A 19,872-nucleotide genomic window follows, 5' to 3' on the forward strand; every position below is an offset into this window, starting at 1 on the left:
TCACCGGCGCCACTCGCGGTCGAGGATGCTCATGTCCGCCGCGGACCACCACTCCCCCTCCACCAGGGTCATCTCACGCCGGACGCCCTCGTGCCGGAAGCCGAGCCGCTCGTACAGCCGGGTGGCACCGGTGTTGTGCAGGTAGACGCCGAGGTCCACCCGGTGCGCCCCCATCTCCTCGAACGCGACGCGCAGCGCCTCGCCCACCATGGCGGCGCCGGCGCCGCGCCCGCGCCCGGCCGGCGCGACGATGACCAGGCCGAGCCGGACGACCCAGCCGGGCCGGTCGGGCAGCAGCGTCACCAGCCCGAGCGGCGGGCCGTCCCCCTCGACGGCGACGAACATCCGGCGGCCCGGCTGCGCCGCCCGCAGGGCGAGCAGCTGGCCGGCGTCGAACGGCCAGCCGAACCCGCTGTTGCCCGACCAGGTGGCCAGCGCCGCCGGGCCGTCCACCCAGGACGCCACCGCGGCGGCGTCCTCCGGCCGGAAACCCCGTATTTCGATCATCGGGCTTTTGTAGCAAACCCGCCGGCCGCCGGGAACCGGCCCCCTGCGGTGCGCGGCCCCGGCGAAGGCCGGCTCAGGCGTTCCGGAGCCGGCCGCTGCGCTCCTGCAGCTCGTCGATGAGCCGGGAGGCGTCGGCCTTGGACAGGTCGTCCGGCACCTCCTGGCCGGCCTCGCGGGCGAGGGTGCGCAGGTAGGACTCCTGCGGCCCGGTCATGGGCTCGTCACCCGTCGCCCACTCCTCCGGGTCCTTCTCCACCGGTCCGTGCTCCACGTCGCTCGCCATGTCGCTCCCCCTTCGTCCTCACTCCGTCTCGAACGGGAGTTCGCTACCCGGATCGTCCAGCGTCTAACCGGCCACTATTCCCGATAAAACAAGTAGGAAATGTTGACTAGGCCGGCGGGGCACGCGTACAGTCATCGGCATGAGCAAGGGCAAGCACCTGACCAGGCGCCCGCACGTGGACTTCTGCCACGTCGCCAGCGCGCAGTGTCGCTGATCCGATCGCGGTCCCCGCAGCCTCCCTCTCCGCCCCGGGCGAGCGCCCACCGGCGCCCCACCGGCGCCCGCGCCCCGGCGCCCCGCGTGGCCGACGCCGCCCGCGCGCCCCCCGCACGAACCACCCTCCGGCATGCCCCGCCGCCCGCCGCGGCCGCGCGAGCATGCCCGCTCTCCGACGAGGACCACCCACCGTGCTCAAAATCAGACAACTCGTGCCCCCACTCCTGCTGCTCGCCGCCGCCGGCTGCGCCTCGGCCGAAGGCAAGGCCGGCCCGGGCGGCACGGAGGTGACCGAACTGCGCTACCAGGGCTCCGCCGGCGCGGTCACCTTCCCCGAACTTGCCGCCGACCTCGGTTATCTCGGCGACGTCAAGCTGAAGTGGATCGGCGACACCACCTCCGGGCCGCAGGACATCCAGTCGGTCGCGACCGGCCAGACCGAATTCGGCGGTACCCGCGCCTGCCGTACCCGCCCCACCGCATCGGCGGTATCGCCCCGGGCGGGACGGCGGATTACCGTACCGGGGTGAGGACAGTGGCCCTGGTGTGCGGGATGGCCGTACTCGTGGTGGGCACATCGGTGCTCGCCTATGGCAACCAGCCGGCGGCCAGGCCGCTCGACCCGGCCGGGTACGCCCTGCTCCTGGCCGCCGTCGCGAGCCTGGCGTGGCTGCCATCTCGGCCGGACCGGGCGCTGGCCGGAAGCGTGGCGGCGGCGGTGGCCTACTTCGCGTCCGGGTATGCCTACGCGCTGTGGCCGGCGCCCGCCCTGGTGGCGACGTCCGCCGCGATCTCATCCGGCCGCCGGGCGGTGGGGTGGGCGGGAGCCGGGGTGCTGGTCGCCGTCCCGGTGGGTGCCGTGAGCCTCGCTCCCCGACTCGACGGCATCGTCGGAGTGGTCCTGTGGACGTCGCTGGTGCTGGTGGTCACCCTGTCCGCCGAGGTGTCGCGGACCCGCCGGGCCTACGTCGCCCTCATCGAGGAGCGGGCGGCGGCGGCCGAGCGCGACCGCGCCGAGGAGGCGCTCCGCCTGGCCCAGGAGGAGCGCCTCAAGGTCGCCCGGGAACTGCACGACGTCACCTCGCACACGGTGTCGGTGATCGCGCTGCACGCCGCGGTGGCCGCCGAGGCGGTGGACCGGGCGGGCGGGCCGCCGGAGGCGGCCGAGGCGCTGCTGGTGATCCGCCGGGCCAGCCGGGAGGCGCTCGCCGAGATGAAGGCGGTGCTGGGGGTGTTGCGGCCCGGCGGCACCCGCCCGCAGCCGGGCTCGGCGGAGCTGCCGGAGCTGCTGGCCACCGCCACCGTGCCGGTCGCCTTCGAGACGACCGGTGCGCGGCGACCCCTGCCGCCCGCCGTCGACCTGACCGTCTACCGGGTCGTGCAGGAGGCGCTGACCAACACGATGCGGCATGCCGCCGCGAGCCGGGTGACCGTCGCGCTCGACTACGCGGCGGACGCGGTCGAGGTCCGGATCGACGACGACGGCCGCGGCGGCGACGCGCCGTGGGGGCACGGCCTGACCGGGATGGCCGAGCGGGTCGGCGCGGCCGGCGGTGAGTTCAGCGTGGGTGAGCGTCCCGGCGGTGGCTTCCGGGTGGCCGCGCGGCTGCCCGCCGAGAGAATGGGACCGTGATAACGGTCCTGCTGGCCGACGACCAGCCACTCGTCCGCGCCGGCCTGCGCGCGCTGCTCGGCAGCGAGAGCGATCTGAGCGTCATCGGTGAGGCCGAGGACGGGGCTCAGGCCGTACGGTTGACCGCGGAGCTCGCACCCGACGTGGTGCTGATGGACATCCGCATGCCGCGCATGGACGGCCTGGAGGCCACCAGGCGGCTGGCCGGCGGCCGGGCCAGGGTGGTCGTGGTCACCACCTTCGACCTCGACGAGTACGTCTACGCCGCGCTGCGCGCCGGAGCCGGCGGCTTCGTGGTCAAGGACGCCGAACCGGCCGAGATCCGCCATGCCGTACGGGTCGCCGCGCGGGGGGACGCCCTGCTGTCGCCCGCCGTGACCAGGCGGCTGATCGAGCGGTTCGCCGCCCTGGACGAGCCGCGGCTGGGCGCCGAACGGCTGGCGCCGCTGACCGCCCGCGAGCGCGAGGTGCTGACCGGGGTGACCCGGGGGCTCGGCAACGTCGAGCTGGCCGAGCGGCTGTTCATGAGCCCGGCCACGGTGAAGACCCACGTCAACCGCATGATGGCCAAACTGGGGGTGCACGACCGCGCCCAGCTGGTGGTGATCGGCTACGAGACGGGATTGGTCCGTCCCGGAGACGGCGGCTGAGCCGCGTTCGTGCGTACCGGGCCGATGCCGCCGGCCGCGGAACCGGACCGGGCCGCCGCGGGTACCGCGGATGGGGTAGCCGGCCACCAGCAACCGGTGGACGCGGGCCGCCGGCCGCGCTCCCTAGCGTTCGGCGACATGACGCGTTTCCTGCTCGACCGGCGATGGCCGGTCCTTGTGTTGTGGGCGGTGCTGACGGCCGCGCTGGCCGCGGGTGCCGCCGCCTTCCCCGGCCCGAGCCACGACGACTTCACCCTGCCGGGCTCGGAGAGCGGGCGGGCCGCCGGCCTGCTGGGCGGCCCGCCGCCGGAGTCACCCGGCACGCTGGTGGTCTCCGGCGCCGACCCCGGCGCGGTGCGGCTGTCACTCGCGCGGATCACCGCCCGCCTCGGCGCGGTCGACGGGGTCACGACCCGGCCGGGGCCGGCCAGCGACGATGGGCGGGTGGCCACGGCGGGCATCGACTACCCGGACGCCGAGACCGCGTACCGGATCAAGAACATGGGGCTGTCCGCGCCCGGTGTCCAGGTGGACCTGGCGGGCGACGACTTCGCGGACTTCACGCCCGGCGGGTTGACCGAGGGCGTCGGGCTGCTGGCCGCGGCGGTGATCCTGCTGCTGGCGTTCCGCTCCCTCCTCGCCATGCTGCTGCCGATCGTGATCGGCGTCGTCGGCGTGGTGTGCGGCAGGTCGATGCTGACCCTGCTGGGGCACCTGGTCCCCACGCCGGGCTTCGCCGGCTATCTGACGATCATGCTGGGGCTCGGGGTGGGCATCGACTACGCCCTGCTCGTCGTCACCCGCTTCCGCACTTCGCTGCGGGAGAGGCTGGCGGTGGAGCCGGCGATCGAGGCGGCGATGCGGACCGCCGGCCGGTCGGTGCTGTACGCCGGGATCACGGTGATCCTCACCGCGGCGGGCATCCTCTTCCTCGGACCCGAGCAGGGCGGCGGCATCGCGCTGGCCGCCGGATGCGGCGTGCTCATGGTCATGCTGGCCGCCCTGACGCTGCTGCCGGTGCTGCTGCGCCTGATCGGGCGGCGGATCGACCGGCGGGCGGCGCGGGACGGCCGCCGGACACCGCCGGCCGCGCGGTGGGGCGCGGTGGTGCAGCGGCGGCCGTGGACCACGGGGCTGATCGCGCTCGGGGTGCTGCTGATCCTTGCCGCCCCGGCGCTCGACCTGCGGGTGGGCTGGTCGGACGCCGGCAACCGGCCGGTCACCGATACCACCCGCCGGGCCCACGACACCCTGGCCCGCGCCTTCGGGGCCGGCGCGGGCGGCCCGCTCATCCTGGTCACCGCCGAGAAGGGCGACGGCGCCCCCGGCGGGTGCGCGGCCCCGCTGGCGGCGGCCTGCGCGCGGGCCGAGGGCATCCCGGGGGTGGCCAAGGTGCTTCCCGCCGGCGAGCAGGCCGCGCTGGTCGTACCTGACACCGGTCCCCAGGACGCCAGGACGGCCCGGCTGCTCCACCGGCTGCGCGCCGACCTGCCCGCGCACGTGCTGGTGACCGGCTCGACGGCGGCCGCCGCCGACTACGCCGCCCACACCGCCGCCCGGCTGCCGTGGATGGTCGGCGCGGTGCTGGCCGCCTCGATCCTGCTGCTGCTCATGATGTTCCGCAGCGTCGTGGTGCCGCTGAAGGCCATCGCCGTCAACCTGCTGTCCATCGGCGCGGCCTACGGCGTGTGCGTCGCCGTCTTCCAGTGGGACGTGCTGGGGCGCGGCACCGGCGGCCCGATCGACGCCTGGGTGCCGACGATGCTCTTCGTCATCATGTTCGGCCTGTCGATGGATTACGAGGTCTTCCTGCTCTCCCGGATCCGCGAGGAGTACCTGCGCACCGGCGACAACGGTCGCGCGGTGCGCGAAGGGCTGGCCGGGACGGCCCGGGTGATCTCCGCGGCGGCGGCCATCATGTTCTGCGTCTTCGCCGCCTTCGGCGCCTTCGACGACCGGGCGCTGCAGATCATGGGCGTGGGCCTGGCCGCCGCCGTCCTGCTGGACGCGACGGTGGTGCGGCTGGTGCTGGTACCCGCGGCCATGCAGGTGCTCGGCGACCGCAACTGGTGGTGGCCCGGGGACCGGCGGGCGGCGGAACCGGCGACCGCGCCGCCCGCCGCTCCGGCCGCGCCGCCCGCCGCTCGCGGCCCGTGGTGATTCGTCGCGGTGATACGTCGCGGCGAGTGCCGCCGGCGCCGGCCCGCCGGGTTCGCCGGGTCAGCCGGTCGCGGCCCGCTCGGCGCCGACCAGCCGGACGCACACGGCGAGCCCGGCGATCGCCGCCTCCAGGTCCGGCAGGCTCGGGAAGGTGGGGGCGATGCGGATCGTCCGGTCCGCCGGATCCTTGCCGTACGGGTGGGTGGCGCCCGCCGGGGTGAGCACGATGCCGGCCTCGCCGGCGCGCCGCACCACCTCGCGGGCGCACCCTTCCGGGACCTCCAGGGCCAGGAAGTAGCCGCCCCGCGGGGTCGTCCAGGACGCCAGTCCGGTGCCGCCCAGCTCGGCGGCCAGGATCCGCTCGACCGCGTCGAACTTGGGACGCAGCAGCTCGCGCTGGCGTCGCATGTGGTCGTGCAACCCGGCCTCGTCCCGCAGGAACAGCGCGTGCCGCAGCTGGTTGACCTTGTCCGGGCCGATGGTCCGCCGGGACACGCGGTCCAGCCACCAGTCGACGTTGGCCGGCGAGCCGCCGATGAAACCGACGCCGGCGCCGGCCAGCGTGACCTTGGAGGTGGAGCCGAAGACCAGGGCGCGGTCGGGGTCGGCGCCGGCCGCGCAGGCGGCGAGCAGATCGGCCAGCCCGGCCGGCTCGCCGGTCAGATGGTGCACGGCGTAGGCGTTGTCCCAGAAGATCCGGAAGTCCGGGGCGGCCGTCCGCATCTCCGCCAGCCGGCGGACGACGTCGTCACCGTAGGTCTCGCCGCTGGGGTTGCTGTATTTGGGCACGCACCAGATGCCCTTGACCGCCGGGTCGGCGCCGGCCAGCCGCTCCGCGGCGTCCATGTCCGGTCCGGCGCCGGTCATCGGCACCGGGATCATCTCGATGCCGTACCGCTCGCAGATGGCGAAGTGCCGGTCGTAGCCGGGGACCGGGCACAGGAAGGCCACCCGCTCCTCCTCGGCCCAGCGGCGCGGCGAACCGGGCACCCCGGCCAGCAACGCCTGCACGACGACGTCGTGCATCAGTTCCAGGCTGGAGTTGCCGGCGGCCAGCAGCCGGTCGGCCGGCACCTGCAGCGGGCCGCTGAAGATCTCCCGCAGTTCCGGTAGCCCGCGCGGCCCGCCGTAATTGCGGCAGTCCGTCCCGTCGGCCGCCCGGTACACCGGGCCGGGCAGTTCCAGCAGCCCGGCGGACAGGTCCAGCTGGTCCGGCGCGGGCTTGCCCCGGGTGAGATCCAGCCGCAGCCCGCGCGCCGCCAGCTCCGCGTACTCGCGCCGGGCGCGGTCCACCGGCGGCACCCCGTCCCGCACGTCGATCGATGTCATCGGTTTCCTCCGAGTTCGCACCGCAGCCGACGATACCGTCCCCGGCGCGGGCCCGCCGGGCGTCCGGCGCGCCGGCCGGTCAGCGGCCCGGCCGGGACGGCGCGGGGGCGCCGCCGAACGCGGTGAGGAAGCGGTCGCGGAAGGTGTCCATCGGCCAGACCGGCGCCCCCGGGCCGGGCCGCAGGCCGTCCTGCCAGCCCCAGCCGGAGATCCGGTCCAGCACCGCCCGGTCCTTGGCCACGATGGTGATCGGCACGTCCCGGCTCGCCCCCGGCCCGGTGACCAGCGGCGCGGGCTGGTGGTCGCCGAGAAAGACCAGCACCAGGTCGTCGTCGCCGTACCGCTCCACGTACGAGAGCAGGCCGGTCAGCGAGTACTCGATGGAGCGCCGGTACTCGGCGCGCACCCGGGCCGGGTCGCTCCACACCTGGTCGGGGTCCTGGCCGGCGGCGCGGATGGACCGGAACACCGAGCCGTCGCCGAGTTCGTCCCAGCCGACCATCCGGGGGATCGGCGCCCACGGGGCGTGGCTGGAGACCAGCGCGACCTCGGCCATGACCGGCGGGTGGTCCTTCTTCGCGCGCTCGGCACGCTGGAAGCTCTCCAGGGTGAACTGGTCGGGGACGGTGCCCCAGTTGAAGCCCGGCCCCCGGTAGCCGAGGTTCCACGACGCGTACACCTGGTCGTACCCGAAGAACGCCCCCTCCGGCCAGGCCCGGGTGACGCCCGGCATCACGCCGACGGTCCGCCAGCCGGCCCGCCGGAACGCGCCGTTGAGGGTGAGCCGGTCGCTCTCGACCGTCGCCTGGTAGCGCTGCTGGTCGTTCACCCAGCGGCCGGACAGCAGGGTGGCGTGCGCCAGCCAGCTGCCGCCGCCGATGGTCGGGGAGGTGAGGAAGCCGCTGCGCGCGGCGTACCCGGCGGCACGCAGCCGGCGGTCACCCTCGGCGAGCACCGCGCCGACCCCGCCGGCGAACTCCTGGTCCTGCACCGCGTCCCGGCCGTAGCTCTCGACGAAGGCGAGCAGGACGTCCTTGCCGCGCAGGCCGGCCAGCAGCGCCTCCCCCGGCGTGGCGCGGAACGGGTCCTGGCGCAGCGCCGCCTGGAACTCCTCCTGGTCGCGCAGGCTGGTGCGCACCTGGAGCAGCCGGTCGGCGGCCAGCGCGGCGACCGGCGTGCCCGGCGCCAGCTGGGCGCCCAGCAGTGCGCAGATCACCCAGGTGACGGCGAGCACGCCCAGCGCGCCGGCCGACGCGGTCCGGCGCCGGGCCGCGGCGCCCGCCAGGCGCAGCGCCGACCACGTCATCAGCACCAGCACGGCGACGGCCAGCAGCACCGCCCCGGCCACCGCGCCGACGGCGCCGGCCGGGCCGGCGGACTCGGCCACGAAGTCCACCCCGGCCCGCAGGAAGTACCAGTCGGACACCAGGTTGAACGGCCGGGCCAGCACCGACTGGAAGCCCAGGTCGGCCGCCTTCACAATGGCCAGCAGGCCGATCACCGCCCCGGCGGCCGCGGCCACCGCCCGGCGGGCGCGGCCCCGCAGTGCCAGGATCAGGACGCCGGCCAGCAGCGCCTCGGCCGGGAGCCGGACGAACCCGGCGGCGGTCAGCGCGTCGGGCCGGTCCGGCGCCAGCAACGCGAACGCCACCAGCAGGCCCGCCACCGGCGTGCCGGCCCGCCGCAGTGTCCGCCGCAGTGTCCGCCGCAGTACCCGCCGCGCCGATCCCCGCCCCGCGGACGGGGGCGCCACGTCCGGCGCGGGCTCGCTGTTGGACTTGGCGTCGGGCAGCGGCCCGGCGACGTCCGACGCGGGTCCGGCGTCGGACACGCGTTCGGCGTCGGACACGGGTCCGGCGTCGGTGGACGCGGATCCCGCGTCGGTGGACGCGGGTCCGGCGGCGTCCGGTGCGGCGGCGTCCGGCGGCCCGGAGCTCCGCTCGCCGGCGGGAGGAGCGCCCTCCGGTCCGGTACGCCCGGCGGCGGCCGGCCGGTGCCGGTGGTATCGCGTGAAGACCGACAACCCGTGGCCCTTCTCTGCGCGGCTCCACGCGGAGCCTGGTGGCGCGGCGGTGGGCCGGCGCCGGGTGGCGGTCACCGTCCCGGATCGCCACCTCTGGCGGGAAATCCTGGTACACCAGGTCGGCGAAATCCGGCAAACCACGAACCGTAGCCGGTAAATGGCGTTATGCAGCCATCGAGAGGCCGGCAGAGGTTGTTGCGAATGTCACACCTTCATAGCGAAGTGCGCCAGATGTGGCGCATTGCCCGGATCTTCGCGAACGATGAGCCGGCATGACGTCAACTCACCGGAGGTGCGTGTGAAACGCGTCCTCGTCGTAACCGCCGCGGCGGCCGTGATCGCCACAACCATGGCGCTCCCCGCACAGGCCGTCCGAACGACGGCCGCAGCCGCGACGACGACCCAGTACGTGGTCCTCTACAAGGAGGGTGCCGCGGCCGCGGACGCCCGCAAGGCGATCGAGTCGGCGGGCGGCACCGTCGTCAAGGTGAACACCGCCGTGGGGCTCGCCACGGTCACCGCCACCGACGCCGGCTTCGCCGAGGCGGTGCGCGCGAGCGCGGCCGTCCAGGGCGTCGCCCGCGACCGGGTCATCGGCACCGCGCCCGACCTGGTGAAGAGCAAGCGTGAGGCGCGCGGCGCCAAGCGCGACGCCGACGTCGAGAAGGAGGGCCGCGGCGGCAAGGGCCGGCCGGAGCGTCCTCGCCCGACGAAGGACGAGCCGCTGTCGGACCTGCAGTGGGACATGAAGCAGATCCACGCGCCGCAGGCCCACGCCTACGAGCAGGGCGACCGCAAGGTCCTGGTCGGCGTGATCGACACCGGTGTCGACGGCTCCCACCCCGACATCGCGCCCAACTTCGACCGCAGGCTCAGCCGCAACTTCACCGTGGACATCCCCGCGGACGCCAACGGCGACCCGATCGACGGACCGTGTGAAGAGGAGCCGGACCGGTCCTGCCAGGACCCGAGCGACGTGGACGAGGACGGCCACGGCACGCACGTCGCCTCCTCGATCGCCTCCCCGATCAACAAGCTCGGCATCGCGGGCGTGGCGCCCAAGGTGACGATCGTCAACCTGCGCGCCGGCCAGGACTCGGGCTACTTCTTCCTCCCGGCGACCGTCGACGCGCTCACCTACGCGGGCGACCACGGCATCGACGTGGTCAACATGAGCTACTACATCGACCCGTGGCTGTTCAACTGCGTGGACAACCCCGCCGACTCCGCCGAGGACCGGCAGGAGCAGGCCACCATCATCGCCGCCACCCAGCGGGCGCTGAACTACGCGCACCGCCGCGGCGTGACCATGGTCGCCGCGGCCGGCAACCAGGCCATCGACTACACCAAGACCAACGTCGACGCCTCCAGCCCCGACTTCGCGAGCGAGCCGGGCGAGGTGCCGCGCGATCGCACCATCCCGGCGAGCTGCCTGTCGCTGCCGGGCGAGGGCGAGCACGTCATCTCGGTGTCCGCCACGGGCATCAGCAAGCGCAAGGCGTACTACTCCTCCTACGGCAACGGCTACGTCGACGTGGCCGCCCCCGGCGGCGACGCCTACGACACCCCCGACAACACCCGCGACATCACCAAGACGACCCTGTCGGCCTATCCCGAGTCGCTGGCCAGGGCCAACGGCGAGATCGACGAGAACGGCGAGCCCACCGTCGATTACGTGGTGAAGGACTGCCGGGGCGCCACCTGCGCGTACTACCAGTACCTGCAGGGCACCTCGATGGCCTCGCCGCGGGCCGCGGGCGTCGCCGCGCTGATCGTCAGCAAGTACGGCCAGCGTGACCGGCGTGGCGGCATGACCATGTCGCCGGACCGGGTCGAGCAGATCATGAAGAGCACCGCCACCCCGACGGCCTGCCCCAACCCGCCCGCCTACACCTACACCCGGCAGTTGCCGACCGGCCAGACCGCCACCGCCACCCACGTGTGCGAGGGCACCACCGCCGCCAACGGCTTCTACGGCGCGGGCATCGTCGACGCGCTGCGCGCCGTCACCCGCCGCTGATCCTGCACCCCGACGGGGTCCGTCCCACCCGGGACGGGCCCCGTTCCATCGCGCCCGCACCACCGCCGCGCTCCCGCCAGGCTGGCGCGGTGCGGCGCGCATGACCCGGATCCAGCGTGGCGCGCCCCGGACGGTCGCCGGGGGCAGGCGGGCCGGCGGTGGTCTACGCCCGCGTCTGGACGGCCGGGTCCGGCACGGCCCGGCCGGGCACGACGCGGCGGCGCCGGACCGGCATGCCGAGCATCGGGTGGACGACGCTCCAGGCGGCGCCCGCGCAGACCATCTCCTTGACGACCGCGGCGAGCCGGCCGGTCAGCACCGCCGGCCGGGCGTGGTCGTCGGCGGTGACCGACTGGATCAGGCCCGCCCTGCGCCCCAGCGAGATGCACCGGATGTAGTAGCGCAGCGGCGCGTTCGGGAGCTTCCCGCCGGTCAGCCGGGCCGCGATCGCGTCGGCGGCCTGCCAGGCGATCGGGATCCCCGAGGCGCAGGACATCCGCAGCGGCCGGCCCCCGGCGCCCATCGCCCAGGCGGCGTCACCGGCGGCGTACACGTCCGGATGCGATACCGAGCGCATCGTCCCGTCCACCACGATCCGTCCGGTGTCGGTGACCTCCAGCGTGGTCGCCGCCGCGATCGGATGCACCGCGAAGCCGGTCGCCCAGACGGTGACCTCGGCCGGGATGACCGCGCCACCGGCGGTGACCACCCGGCCGGCCTCGACGGCGGTCACGGTCACCTGCTCGTGCACGGTGATCCCGAGCCCGCCGACGACCTTCCGCAGGTGCTCGCGCCCCTTCGGCGCGAGCCCGTCGCCGAGCGTGCCCTGAGCGACGACGGCGATGTCGAGGTCCGGCCGGGCCTCGGCGATCTCGGTCACCGCCTCCAGGCCGGTGAGGCCGCCGCCGACCACGACGACGGTCCGCCCGGCCTCGAGGCGGTTCAGGCGCTCGCGCAGCCGGAGCGCCCCCGGCCGGCCGGCGATCTCGTAGGCGTGCTCGGCGACCCCCGGCACGCCCTGGTCGTGCCCGGCGCTGCCGAGGGCGTAGACGAGGGTGTCGTAGCCCAGCTCTTCGGTGCCGCCCCCGTCCTGGACGGTGACGGTCCGGCGGTCCACGTCGATGCCGGTGACCGTCGCGTACCTTGCTTCGACGCCGGTGCCCGCGAACATCTCGTCCAGCGGCCGGCGCCTGAGGTCCTGGCCGGCCGCCAGCTGGTGCATGCGGACGCGTTCCACGAAGTCGGGTTCGGCGTTGACCAGGGTGATGGCGACGTCCTGGCGGCGCAGCCGCCGGGTGAGGCGGCCGGCGGCCACGGCCCCGGCGTATCCGGCGCCCAGCACGACGATGCGGTGCGGCATTTCCTTGGCTCCTGTCTGTCGCGGTTCACCACCTGAACCGGGCGGGCCGCCGGTTCCTGACAGGAGCGCGGTGTGAAGCGCCTCACACCACCGCCGGGCGGGTTCAGAAGATGGTGGCCAGCGGTTCCCCGTGGTCGGTGGCGGCCCAGTGTGCCGTCGCCCGCCGAAGCTTGTCCGGGTTGACCTGGTGGCGGAACGCGGCGATGCCCTCGGCGGTGACCTCCAGGCACATGACGCCGACGACCTGGCCGGCCACCACGGCCACCACGGCCGGGTCGCCGTTGGCGGTGCCCGCGTAGAGCGCGGGCCGTCCACCGACCAGGGCGCGCTTGGCCGCGCCGGGCCGGAACAGCCCCCACAGGAAGCGCGCGACCGCGGTGGCACCCTCGAACGCCTTGGCGCGGGCCGGGACCTTCCCGCCGCCGTCGCCGATCGCGACCGCGTCCGTGGTGAGCAGGCGGACCAGCGTCTCGATCCGGCCGTCGGCGGCGGCCGCCAGAAACTCCTCGACGATCCGCCGGGCCGCCGCCCGGTCGACCTCGGTCCGGGCCCGGCCGTCCGCCAGGTGCTTCTTCGCGCGGTGGAGGATCTGCTGGCTGGCGACCTCGGTGATGCCCAGGACGGCGGCGATCTCCCGGTGCGAGTGGTCGAAGGCCTCCCGCAGCACGTAGACCGCCCGCTCGCCGGGCGAGAGGCGCTCCATCAGGGTGAGGACGGCGTACGAGACCGACTCGCGCTGCTCGGCGGTCTCGGCCGGGCCGAGCATCGGATCGCCCGCCAGCAGCGGTTCGGGCAGCCACTCACCCACATAGGTCTCCCGGCGCGCCCGCGCGGAGGTGAGCTGGTTGAGGCACAGATTGGTCAGGACCCTGGTCAGCCAGGCCTCGGGCGTCTCGATCCGGGCGACCTCGGCGGCCTGCCAGCGCAGGAACGTCTCCTGCACGGCGTCCTCGGCCTCGGCCGCCGAGCCGAGCAGGCGGTAGGCGATGGCCGCGAGCCGCGGCCGGGCGGCCTCGAACCGGTCGACATCGTCCGCCGTCAGGGGCATGCCGCGATCCTAGCCCGCGCGCCGCGGGCCGCCCCGCCGAGATCCCCCGCGCCGGCCGCCCGCCAGGCCGCGCGGCGGTCCCCGCCGGCCGGCCCGGCTGGACGCTGCGGCGGTAACTTCCGTCGAAACGACGGTAACTTTCATCGGACCGCGCGGGCGACGGCGGTCGCCACCTCCGCGCCGACCGGCCACGGGACCGGATCGGACCGGGCCGGCACCTGGCGAGGCGGGTGGCGATCTCTTGACAGGCCGCGTCATGGTCATGTTTGCTCCCGCTGCACGATCGACCCACCGCGTCCGGGACGAGAGGAGACGCCGGCATCTTCATGCGTTGACGTTGGGAACCACTTATCGGCGTGCCGTGGAAGCTCCGATCGGCCGGAGTTCCGCCGCACCGCGACCTACCAGACCGGCCAGGCACCGCCGGGACGAAGATCAGCGAATTCGGGGCGACGGATCGTCCCCCGCCCAGCCATGCTGCGTTTTCGAACACGGCGGGAGCCACTTGAATGTTGCGGAACAGATCCTTCTTCGCCGCCGTCGCGACGGCGGGACTTCTCGTCCTGGCGACGGGACGTATGGCGCTCAGCGACACCCTCGGCGCGAGCACGGCACCCACCGGCGCCCGCGCGCTCGCGGCGACCGCCGGATGCGGTAAGACACCCACGCTGCGGACCGGGTCGTACACGATCCAGAGCGGCGGCAAGAGCCGCTCCTTCATGCTGAGGTTGCCGACCAACTACCAGAACACCAACCCCTACCGGCTGATCTTCGGCTATCACTGGCGGGGCGGCACCGCCAACGACGTCAACTCCGGCGGGTCCGACGGCGACGCGTGGGCCTACTACGGGCAGTGGCGCCAGGCGAACAACACCGCGATCTTCGTCGCGCCGCAGGGCATCGGCAACGGCTGGGCCAACTCAGGCGGCGAGGACGTCGTCTTCACCGACGACATGATCAAGAAGATCGAGGACGACCTCTGCGTCGACACCACGCAGCGCTTCGCCATGGGCTTCAGTTACGGCGGCGGCATGAGCTACTCGCTGGCCTGCTCCCGGGCCTCGGTGTTCCGCGCGGTCGTGGTCTACTCCGGCGCGCAGCTCAGCGGCTGCAGCGGCGGCACCCAGCCGGTCGCCTACTTCGGGATCCACGGCGTCAGCGACAACGTGCTCAACATCTCCCAGGGCCGGGGCCTGCGCGACACGTTCGTCCGCAACAACGGGTGCACCGCGCAGAACCCGCCGGAGCCGCGCGCGGGCAGCGGGACCCACATCCTCACCGCCTACTCCGGCTGCCGGGCCGGCTACCCGGTGCAGTGGGCCGCGTTCGACGGCGGCCACGGCCCGGCCCCGGTGGACGGCGGCGGGGACAGCGGCGCCCGCACCTGGACGTCGGCCGAGGCGTGGAAGTTCATCTCGCAGTTCCAGGGCGGCGGCCCCGGCCCCGACCCCTCGCCGTCGACGACGCCCACCCCGACTCCGGCCGGCGCCATCAAGGGCGTGGGCTCGGGCCGGTGCCTGGACATCGCCAACAGCAACGGGTCGCAGGCGCAGATCTGGGACTGCAACGGGCAGCCGAGCCAGCAGTGGACCGCGACCAGCGCGAGCGAGCTGCGGGTGTACGGCAACAAGTGCCTGGACGTCAACGGCGGCAGCACCGCCGACGGCGCCGCGGTGATCCTGTGGGACTGCAACGGGCAGAACAACCAGAAGTGGCGCTTCAACTCCGACGGCAGCATCACCGCGGTCGGCGCGAACAAGTGCCTGGACGTGTCCAACAACGGCACCGCCAACGGCAGCAGGATCCACATCTGGTCCTGCCACGGCGGCAGCAACCAGAAGTGGACCCGCACCTGACGGTCCGTCCCTGACCGCTAGGACCACGCCACCGGCAAAGCAAGTGAAGGGCCGGATCGGCCGACCGCCGATCCGGCCCTTCACCGCTCCCGCGCTCCTATCGCGGCCCGGCCGGCCGGACGCGCCGGTGATCCGCCTCCGCACCGGTCCCGGCGGCCGGCGGGCCCGGCGTGCCCCGTACGCTGGCGAAGAAGGAGAGATTTTCCGAGGGGAGCGGGGTCATGAACGCACGAGGGCACGAGATCGAGGTCACGCCGAAGTCGGAGCGGGTCGTGGTGCGGGTCGACGACGTGGTCGTCGCCACCTCCTCCCACCCGGTCGTGCTGACCGAGACGGGCGCGCCGCCGCGCTACTACCTGCCGCGGGCGGACGTGAAGATGGAGATGCTCACCCCGTCGCCGACGACGTCGCACTGCCCGTTCAAGGGCGACGCCACCTACTGGTCGGTCCAGACCGGTGGAAGGGTGGCCGAGGACGCGGTGTGGTCTTACGAGGAGCCGTTCCCCCGGGTGAAGGAGATCGCCGGGCTGGTCGCCTTCTGGACCGAGAAGCCGGGCGTCACCCTGGAGGTCGACGGCCGGACCCGGTGACCCGTCACCCGCGCGCTCACAGGTCGAGGAGCTCGACGGTCACGGTCGCGACGTCACCCACGTCGAGGCCCTCGGCGGTACGGACGGCTCGCTTGATCGGCAGGGCATAGGTCCCGCGCGCGCCGTCCGGGAAGATCGAGGTCCGCCACGTGGTCCTGCCCACGGTGACCCGGACCCGTAGCGAACCGAACCCGCGGCGCCGCCCGCCCGCCAGATCACCGATCTCCTCGGCCGCGTCGACGGGCAGGCTGACGAAGGTCCAGGTATCGGCCCGCCGGGCGTCCCACAGCCACAGCTCCGCGTCGAACACGATCACCATGCGGCCATCATGGCACCACGGTCCGACGGTTCCGGCAGCCGTACCGCGCCCGGACGACGCTCCGGGGCGGCACCGGCCGGACGGCCCCGGCGGTCGGCGGATCTCACGGCGCGGGCGGCGGGGCGTCGCGGAGCACCCGGAGTTGCACCATCAGGGCGAGGCGCTGGTCGGGGTCGGCGAGATCGCACTCGCCGACCTCGGTGACCCGCCGGAGCCGGTACCGGAAGGTGTTCTGGTGGACGCCGACCGATCCGGCGGCCGCCGCGACGTCGCCGAAGGCGTCCAGCCAGGCGCGGAGGGTCTCGACCAGGTCGCCGCGGTGCCGGCGGTCGTAGTCGATCAGCCGGCCCAGCGCCCCGGTCGGCCGGTCGCCGCGCGCCATGGCGAGGTCGCGCAGTTCCGAGATCAGCGTCTCGCCCTGCAGCTCGTCGAACCGGCCGATCCGCCGGTGCAGGCGTCCGTCGCGGAGCACCCGCAGCACCCGGTCCACACAGGACCGGCTGTGCGCCACTCCGGGCAGGTCGCGCGCCACCGGACCGGCGGCGGCGATCGGCGGCGACCGGTCGCCCACCCGGTCCAGGAAGCCCTGCAGGATCCGCACGGCGCGAGTCTCGCCCTGGTCGGCCGCGCCGCCGGTCATCGGCACCAGCCCGTAGGCGACCGCGCCGATCGCCGCCGCCGCGGACCGGGGGTGGACCGCGGACAGGTGCAGGGCGAACGCGTCGCCGAGCCACTGCCGGTCATGGACCACCGCCGCGCCGTCGGAGAGGTCGTGCCGCGGGCCCCGCTCGTCGAGGGCCACCCCCAGCACCAGCAGCGGCCGTCCGGACAGCCCGAGCCGGTCCAGGGCCTCACCGGCGCCGGCGCCCCCCTCCAGCGCGGCGCCGAGCAGGTCGGCGCGCACGCGCCGCTGCACGTCGGCGCCGGCCCGGACCCGCAGCATGTGCAGCGCGACCAGCTTGGCCGACTCGCGCAGCGCCGCCGCGCGCTCCTCGCTGAGACCGCCCGGCACCGCCGCCCAGATGGAGCCGAGCACCTCGTCGCCCGCGCGCACCGAGATGGCGACGCGGGGCACCGTGAAGCCGCCGATCCCGTCGGAGACCGGCTCGATGAAGACCGGATGGTCGCTGCGGAGCAGATCCCGGAACACCCCGCGCTCGTGCAGGACGCGGGCGTAGCGTTCCGGAACCTGCCGGCCAAGGATGGTCTCCACCCGGGAGGGGTCGGCCTCGTCCTGGCGGCCGGAGAAGGCCAGGACCCGGGAGTTGCGGTCCTCGATGGTGATCGGCGCGTCCAGCAGCGCCGCGATCGCGTTGGCGACGGCGAACAGGTCACCGGCGGGCAGCCCGCCGAGCGACTCCTCCTCGGCCGCCCCGGCCCCGGTGCCCTGGGCCAGCAGGGAGCGGAGCATCTCGCCGAGGTGTCCCCACGGGGCGCCGCGGCGCAGGCCGAGCACGGCGACCGCCGCCTGGTCGGCGGCGGCCCGCACCTCCTCGGTCAGCGGGACCGGCGCGCGCAGCACCAGCGCGGCCGCCTGCTGGTCGCCCAGCGTGCGCAGCAGCGCGGCGATGTCCCCCGGAGCGTGCAACCCGACCCCGAGCACCAGGGCGCCGGGCGGCGGCATCGGCCGGTCCAGCGGGTCGTGGAAGACGACGGCGCTGATCTCGCCGGGCCGGTCCGGATCGCCGTGCGCCAGCTCGAGCAGGGTCGCGCCGAGGTCGGCCACGACCCGCCCGAGGTTCGCGCGGGGACGCGCGGCGCCGGCGTGCTTCACGCTCACACCGTAAACGTGCTCCCGCGCCGCCGACCAGTCGGGTCCGACGGATCCGCCGGTTCGGATTCGTCGAATCCGACGGATTCCCGCCGGCCGGTCAGGCAGTGAGCCACTCGGTCGAGGTGGTCACCTCGGCCAGCCGGTCCGGGACCGGCACCACCCCCAGCCCGGGGCCGGCGGGCACCTGGAGGTGGCCGCCGTCCAGCACGAACGGTTCGGTGATGTCCGAGGCGTAGTACCGCCCGGAGGCCGAGGTGTCGCCGGGCAGCGTGCAGCCGGGCAACGCGGCGAGCGCGAGGTTGGCGGCCCGGCCGAGGCCGGTCTCCAGCATGCCGCCGCACCACGCCGGCACGCCGGCGGCCACGCACACGTCGTGGATCCGGCGCGCTTCCAGGTAGCCGCCCACCCGGCCGGGTTTGATGTTGACCACCTCGCAGGCGCCGAGCCGGATCGCCGCCGCGGCGTCCCGGGCCGAGGCGATGGACTCGTCCAGGCAGATCGGCGTCCGGACCAGCCGGGCCAGCTCCACGTGGCCGAGCAGGTCCTCCTCGTCCAAGGGCTGCTCGATCAGCAGCAGGTCGAAGTCGTCCAGCCGGGCCAGGTGCCGGGCGTCGGCCCGGGTGTAGGCGGTGTTGGCGTCCACCTGGAGCAGCAGGCCGGCGCCGAACCGCTCGCGGACCGCGCGGACCGGCTCCACGTCCCAGCCGGGCTCGATCTTGAGCTTGATCCGGAGGTAGCCTTCGGCCAGGTAGCCCTCGACGGCGTCCAGGAGCTCGGGAACGCCGTCCATGATCCCGACCGAGACGCCGCAGGGCACCCGGTCGCGTACCGCGCCGAGCTCGCGGCCGAACGAGCGGCCCTCGGCGCGCAGCTCGGCGTCCAGGATCGCCATCTCCAGCGCCGCCTTGGCCATCCGGTGCCCCTTGACCGGCGCCAGAACGCCGGCGACCGCGTGCGCCCCGGGCGGTGCGGCCGCCAGCACCGCCGGTACCAGGAACCGGCGCAGCACGTCCGCGGCCGCGTCCACGTATTCGGCGGAGTAGTAGGGGCCGGTCATCGCCACGCACTCCCCCCAGCCTTCGGTGTCGCCGGCCACCGCGCGCACCAGCAGGACGTCGCGGGCGGTCTGGGTGCCGAACGAGGTGCGGAACGGCGCGACCAGTGGCATGGAGATCCGTCGCAGCTCGATGCCGGTGAGCTTCATGATTCCCTCCGTACGATGTACCGGCCGGCCCGGTCGAAGCCGTCGATCCGGCCGCCGGCGGCGGTCAGGCCGGTGAGCGTCTCGCGCAGCGCGAGCCGCCAGCGCCGGGCCAGCCCCGGGTCGGCGGTGCGCAGCGCCGCGATGTCCCGGGGCACCGCGACCAGCGAGGTGACGCCGTCCAGCCTGCCGGGGAGCGGGCCGCCGTCCTCGGCGATGCCCAGCGCGAGCACCGCGCCGGCCCGCCGCTCGTCTGCGGTGAGCCCGCCGGCGCCGCCGCCGAGGGCGGCGCGGCCCACCGCCTCGTCCCGCAGCCGCCAGCGCACCAGCAGCCGGTCGGACTCGGCGTCGCCGTTGATGGCGTCGGCCATCGGCCCGTAGAAGTCGGGCAGGTACTCGACCGGCCGGGCGGCGAGTTTCACCAGGTTGAAGTAGGCGTTCCGGGCCACCAGCGGGTCGAACGTCCAGTCGATCTCGCCGACGTCCCGCTGCAACGCCCACGCCCGCTGGTGCAGCTTGAGCGCGAACCCGACGCTGCGCCCGGCCGCGGCCGGGGCGACGCCGGCGATGTGGCTGTGCAGGGCGCCGCCCGCCGGGGCGAAGAAGCCCACGCACGCGCCGACCAGGCGGCCGCCGTCGAACGCGCCGGCCACGTAGTTGCCCGCCTTGGTGAAGGCACGCAGCAGCTCGACGGTCACCGGCGGGTTCGCCGCGCGGCCCCAGATGCCGGCGAACAGGCCGACCACACCGGTGAGCTCGGGAATGCCGGTGAGGTCGCGGACCGAGACGCCGGACGCCCGGGCGGCGGCCGCCGCGGCCCGCGCCGCGTGTTCCAGCACCGGTTCCGCGGGCGCCACGCTGATATCGGTCACGGCGTTCCTGCTCCTTGCCTCGTCCGGGGTG

At 74.6% G+C, this 19,872-nt stretch carries 17 protein-coding genes; 7 read left to right on the plus strand and 10 right to left on the minus strand.

Translation table 11 applies throughout. The annotated features are described in order from the left end of the window. Both Sru01_RS01090 and Sru01_RS01095 read right to left on the minus strand, forming a co-directional pair. Positions 1 to 507 carry a GNAT family N-acetyltransferase gene (locus Sru01_RS01090; protein WP_203981902.1) on the minus strand — a complete coding sequence of 169 codons (507 nt, stop codon included), beginning with the start codon at positions 505 to 507 and terminating at the stop codon, positions 1 to 3. Between the two features lie 73 nt (positions 508 to 580). Continuing rightward, entirely contained in the window at positions 581 to 790 is a 210-nt protein-coding gene (locus tag Sru01_RS01095; RefSeq protein ID WP_203981903.1) for a DUF3072 domain-containing protein, read from the minus strand. 428 nt (positions 791 to 1,218) lie between these two features. On the opposite strand from Sru01_RS01095, the gene Sru01_RS01100 reads away from it, so the two are divergent. From Sru01_RS01100 to Sru01_RS01115, 4 genes are all read left to right on the plus strand, one after another. After that, on the plus strand, positions 1,219 to 1,536 hold the full coding sequence (locus tag Sru01_RS01100) for a hypothetical protein (protein ID WP_239136692.1): 318 nt from the start codon (positions 1,219 to 1,221) through the stop codon (positions 1,534 to 1,536). Then, positions 1,533 to 2,639 carry a sensor histidine kinase gene (locus tag Sru01_RS01105; RefSeq protein ID WP_203981904.1) on the plus strand — a complete coding sequence of 369 codons (1,107 nt, stop codon included), beginning with the start codon at positions 1,533 to 1,535 and terminating at the stop codon, positions 2,637 to 2,639. The genes Sru01_RS01100 and Sru01_RS01105 overlap by 4 nt, the downstream gene beginning before the upstream one ends. Next, positions 2,636 to 3,289, plus strand: coding sequence for a response regulator (locus Sru01_RS01110; protein ID WP_203981905.1), 654 nt, complete (start codon positions 2,636 to 2,638; stop codon positions 3,287 to 3,289). The genes Sru01_RS01105 and Sru01_RS01110 overlap by 4 nt, the downstream gene beginning before the upstream one ends. A gap of 138 nt (positions 3,290 to 3,427) precedes the next feature. Next, on the plus strand, positions 3,428 to 5,449 hold the full coding sequence (locus Sru01_RS01115; RefSeq protein WP_203981906.1) for an MMPL family transporter: 2,022 nt from the start codon (positions 3,428 to 3,430) through the stop codon (positions 5,447 to 5,449). A gap of 60 nt (positions 5,450 to 5,509) precedes the next feature. Here the strand turns inward: Sru01_RS01115 and Sru01_RS01120 are convergent, their stop codons facing one another. Both Sru01_RS01120 and Sru01_RS01125 read right to left on the minus strand, forming a co-directional pair. Beyond that, positions 5,510 to 6,778 (minus strand): aspartate aminotransferase type Ic, encoded by a 1,269-nt coding sequence (locus Sru01_RS01120; protein ID WP_203981907.1) that lies wholly within the window; start codon positions 6,776 to 6,778, stop codon positions 5,510 to 5,512. Between the two features lie 79 nt (positions 6,779 to 6,857). Then, positions 6,858 to 8,609, minus strand: a complete 1,752-nt coding sequence (locus tag Sru01_RS01125) for a sulfatase-like hydrolase/transferase (protein ID WP_203981908.1) — start codon at positions 8,607 to 8,609, stop codon at positions 6,858 to 6,860. A 541-nt stretch (positions 8,610 to 9,150) separates the two neighbouring features. Here Sru01_RS01125 and Sru01_RS01130 point away from each other — a divergent pair. Continuing rightward, complete coding sequence (locus Sru01_RS01130) at positions 9,151 to 10,821, plus strand: S8 family serine peptidase (RefSeq protein ID WP_239136693.1); 1,671 nt, start codon at positions 9,151 to 9,153, stop codon at positions 10,819 to 10,821. 163 nt (positions 10,822 to 10,984) lie between these two features. On the opposite strand, the gene Sru01_RS01135 is transcribed toward Sru01_RS01130, so the two are convergent. Together Sru01_RS01135 and Sru01_RS01140 are read right to left on the minus strand one after the other, a co-directional pair. Next, on the minus strand, positions 10,985 to 12,181 hold the full coding sequence (locus tag Sru01_RS01135; protein WP_203981910.1) for an NAD(P)/FAD-dependent oxidoreductase: 1,197 nt from the start codon (positions 12,179 to 12,181) through the stop codon (positions 10,985 to 10,987). A 103-nt stretch (positions 12,182 to 12,284) separates the two neighbouring features. Continuing rightward, entirely contained in the window at positions 12,285 to 13,229 is a 945-nt protein-coding gene (locus tag Sru01_RS01140) for an RNA polymerase sigma-70 factor (protein WP_203981911.1), read from the minus strand. Positions 13,230 to 13,738: 509 nt separating this feature from the next. Between Sru01_RS01140 and Sru01_RS01145 the strand changes: the two genes are divergently transcribed. Together Sru01_RS01145 and Sru01_RS01150 are read left to right on the plus strand one after the other, a co-directional pair. Then, complete coding sequence (locus Sru01_RS01145) at positions 13,739 to 15,085, plus strand: lectin (protein WP_239136695.1); 1,347 nt, start codon at positions 13,739 to 13,741, stop codon at positions 15,083 to 15,085. Positions 15,086 to 15,306: 221 nt separating this feature from the next. Continuing rightward, complete coding sequence (locus tag Sru01_RS01150; RefSeq protein ID WP_203981912.1) at positions 15,307 to 15,675, plus strand: DUF427 domain-containing protein; 369 nt, start codon at positions 15,307 to 15,309, stop codon at positions 15,673 to 15,675. A 16-nt stretch (positions 15,676 to 15,691) separates the two neighbouring features. On the opposite strand, the gene Sru01_RS01155 is transcribed toward Sru01_RS01150, so the two are convergent. The 4 genes from Sru01_RS01155 to Sru01_RS01170 form a co-directional block, all read right to left on the minus strand. Beyond that, on the minus strand, positions 15,692 to 15,994 hold the full coding sequence (locus tag Sru01_RS01155; protein ID WP_203981913.1) for a DUF1905 domain-containing protein: 303 nt from the start codon (positions 15,992 to 15,994) through the stop codon (positions 15,692 to 15,694). Positions 15,995 to 16,097: 103 nt separating this feature from the next. Continuing rightward, positions 16,098 to 17,768: a PucR family transcriptional regulator gene (locus Sru01_RS01160; protein ID WP_239136697.1), complete on the minus strand. Its 1,671-nt coding sequence runs from the start codon at positions 17,766 to 17,768 to the stop codon at positions 16,098 to 16,100. Positions 17,769 to 17,865: 97 nt separating this feature from the next. Then, positions 17,866 to 18,972 carry an o-succinylbenzoate synthase gene (menC, locus tag Sru01_RS01165; RefSeq protein WP_203981915.1) on the minus strand — a complete coding sequence of 369 codons (1,107 nt, stop codon included), beginning with the start codon at positions 18,970 to 18,972 and terminating at the stop codon, positions 17,866 to 17,868. Beyond that, positions 18,969 to 19,841, minus strand: a complete 873-nt coding sequence (locus Sru01_RS01170; protein WP_239136699.1) for a GNAT family N-acetyltransferase — start codon at positions 19,839 to 19,841, stop codon at positions 18,969 to 18,971. Before Sru01_RS01170 ends, menC begins: the two co-directional genes overlap by 4 nt. Positions 19,842 to 19,872: the final 31 nt, after the last annotated feature.

The sequence above is a fragment of the Sphaerisporangium rufum genome (assembly GCF_016863395.1).
In the GTDB taxonomy this organism is placed as follows: domain Bacteria; phylum Actinomycetota; class Actinomycetes; order Streptosporangiales; family Streptosporangiaceae; genus Sphaerisporangium; species Sphaerisporangium rufum.

Coding starts and splice junctions, on each gene's coding strand:
- menC (WP_203981915.1), bottom strand. CDS start 18,972: ATGAAGCTCACCGGCATCGAGCTGCGACGGATCTCCATGCCACTGGTC.
- Sru01_RS01090 (WP_203981902.1), bottom strand. CDS start 507: ATGATCGAAATACGGGGTTTCCGGCCGGAGGACGCCGCCGCGGTGGCG.
- Sru01_RS01150 (WP_203981912.1), top strand. CDS start 15,307: ATGAACGCACGAGGGCACGAGATCGAGGTCACGCCGAAGTCGGAGCGG.
- Sru01_RS01120 (WP_203981907.1), bottom strand. CDS start 6,778: ATGACATCGATCGACGTGCGGGACGGGGTGCCGCCGGTGGACCGCGCC.
- Sru01_RS01130 (WP_239136693.1), top strand. CDS start 9,151: ATGGCGCTCCCCGCACAGGCCGTCCGAACGACGGCCGCAGCCGCGACG.
- Sru01_RS01135 (WP_203981910.1), bottom strand. CDS start 12,181: ATGCCGCACCGCATCGTCGTGCTGGGCGCCGGATACGCCGGGGCCGTG.
- Sru01_RS01115 (WP_203981906.1), top strand. CDS start 3,428: ATGACGCGTTTCCTGCTCGACCGGCGATGGCCGGTCCTTGTGTTGTGG.
- Sru01_RS01155 (WP_203981913.1), bottom strand. CDS start 15,994: ATGGTGATCGTGTTCGACGCGGAGCTGTGGCTGTGGGACGCCCGGCGG.
- Sru01_RS01145 (WP_239136695.1), top strand. CDS start 13,739: ATGTTGCGGAACAGATCCTTCTTCGCCGCCGTCGCGACGGCGGGACTT.
- Sru01_RS01095 (WP_203981903.1), bottom strand. CDS start 790: ATGGCGAGCGACGTGGAGCACGGACCGGTGGAGAAGGACCCGGAGGAG.
- Sru01_RS01140 (WP_203981911.1), bottom strand. CDS start 13,229: ATGCCCCTGACGGCGGACGATGTCGACCGGTTCGAGGCCGCCCGGCCG.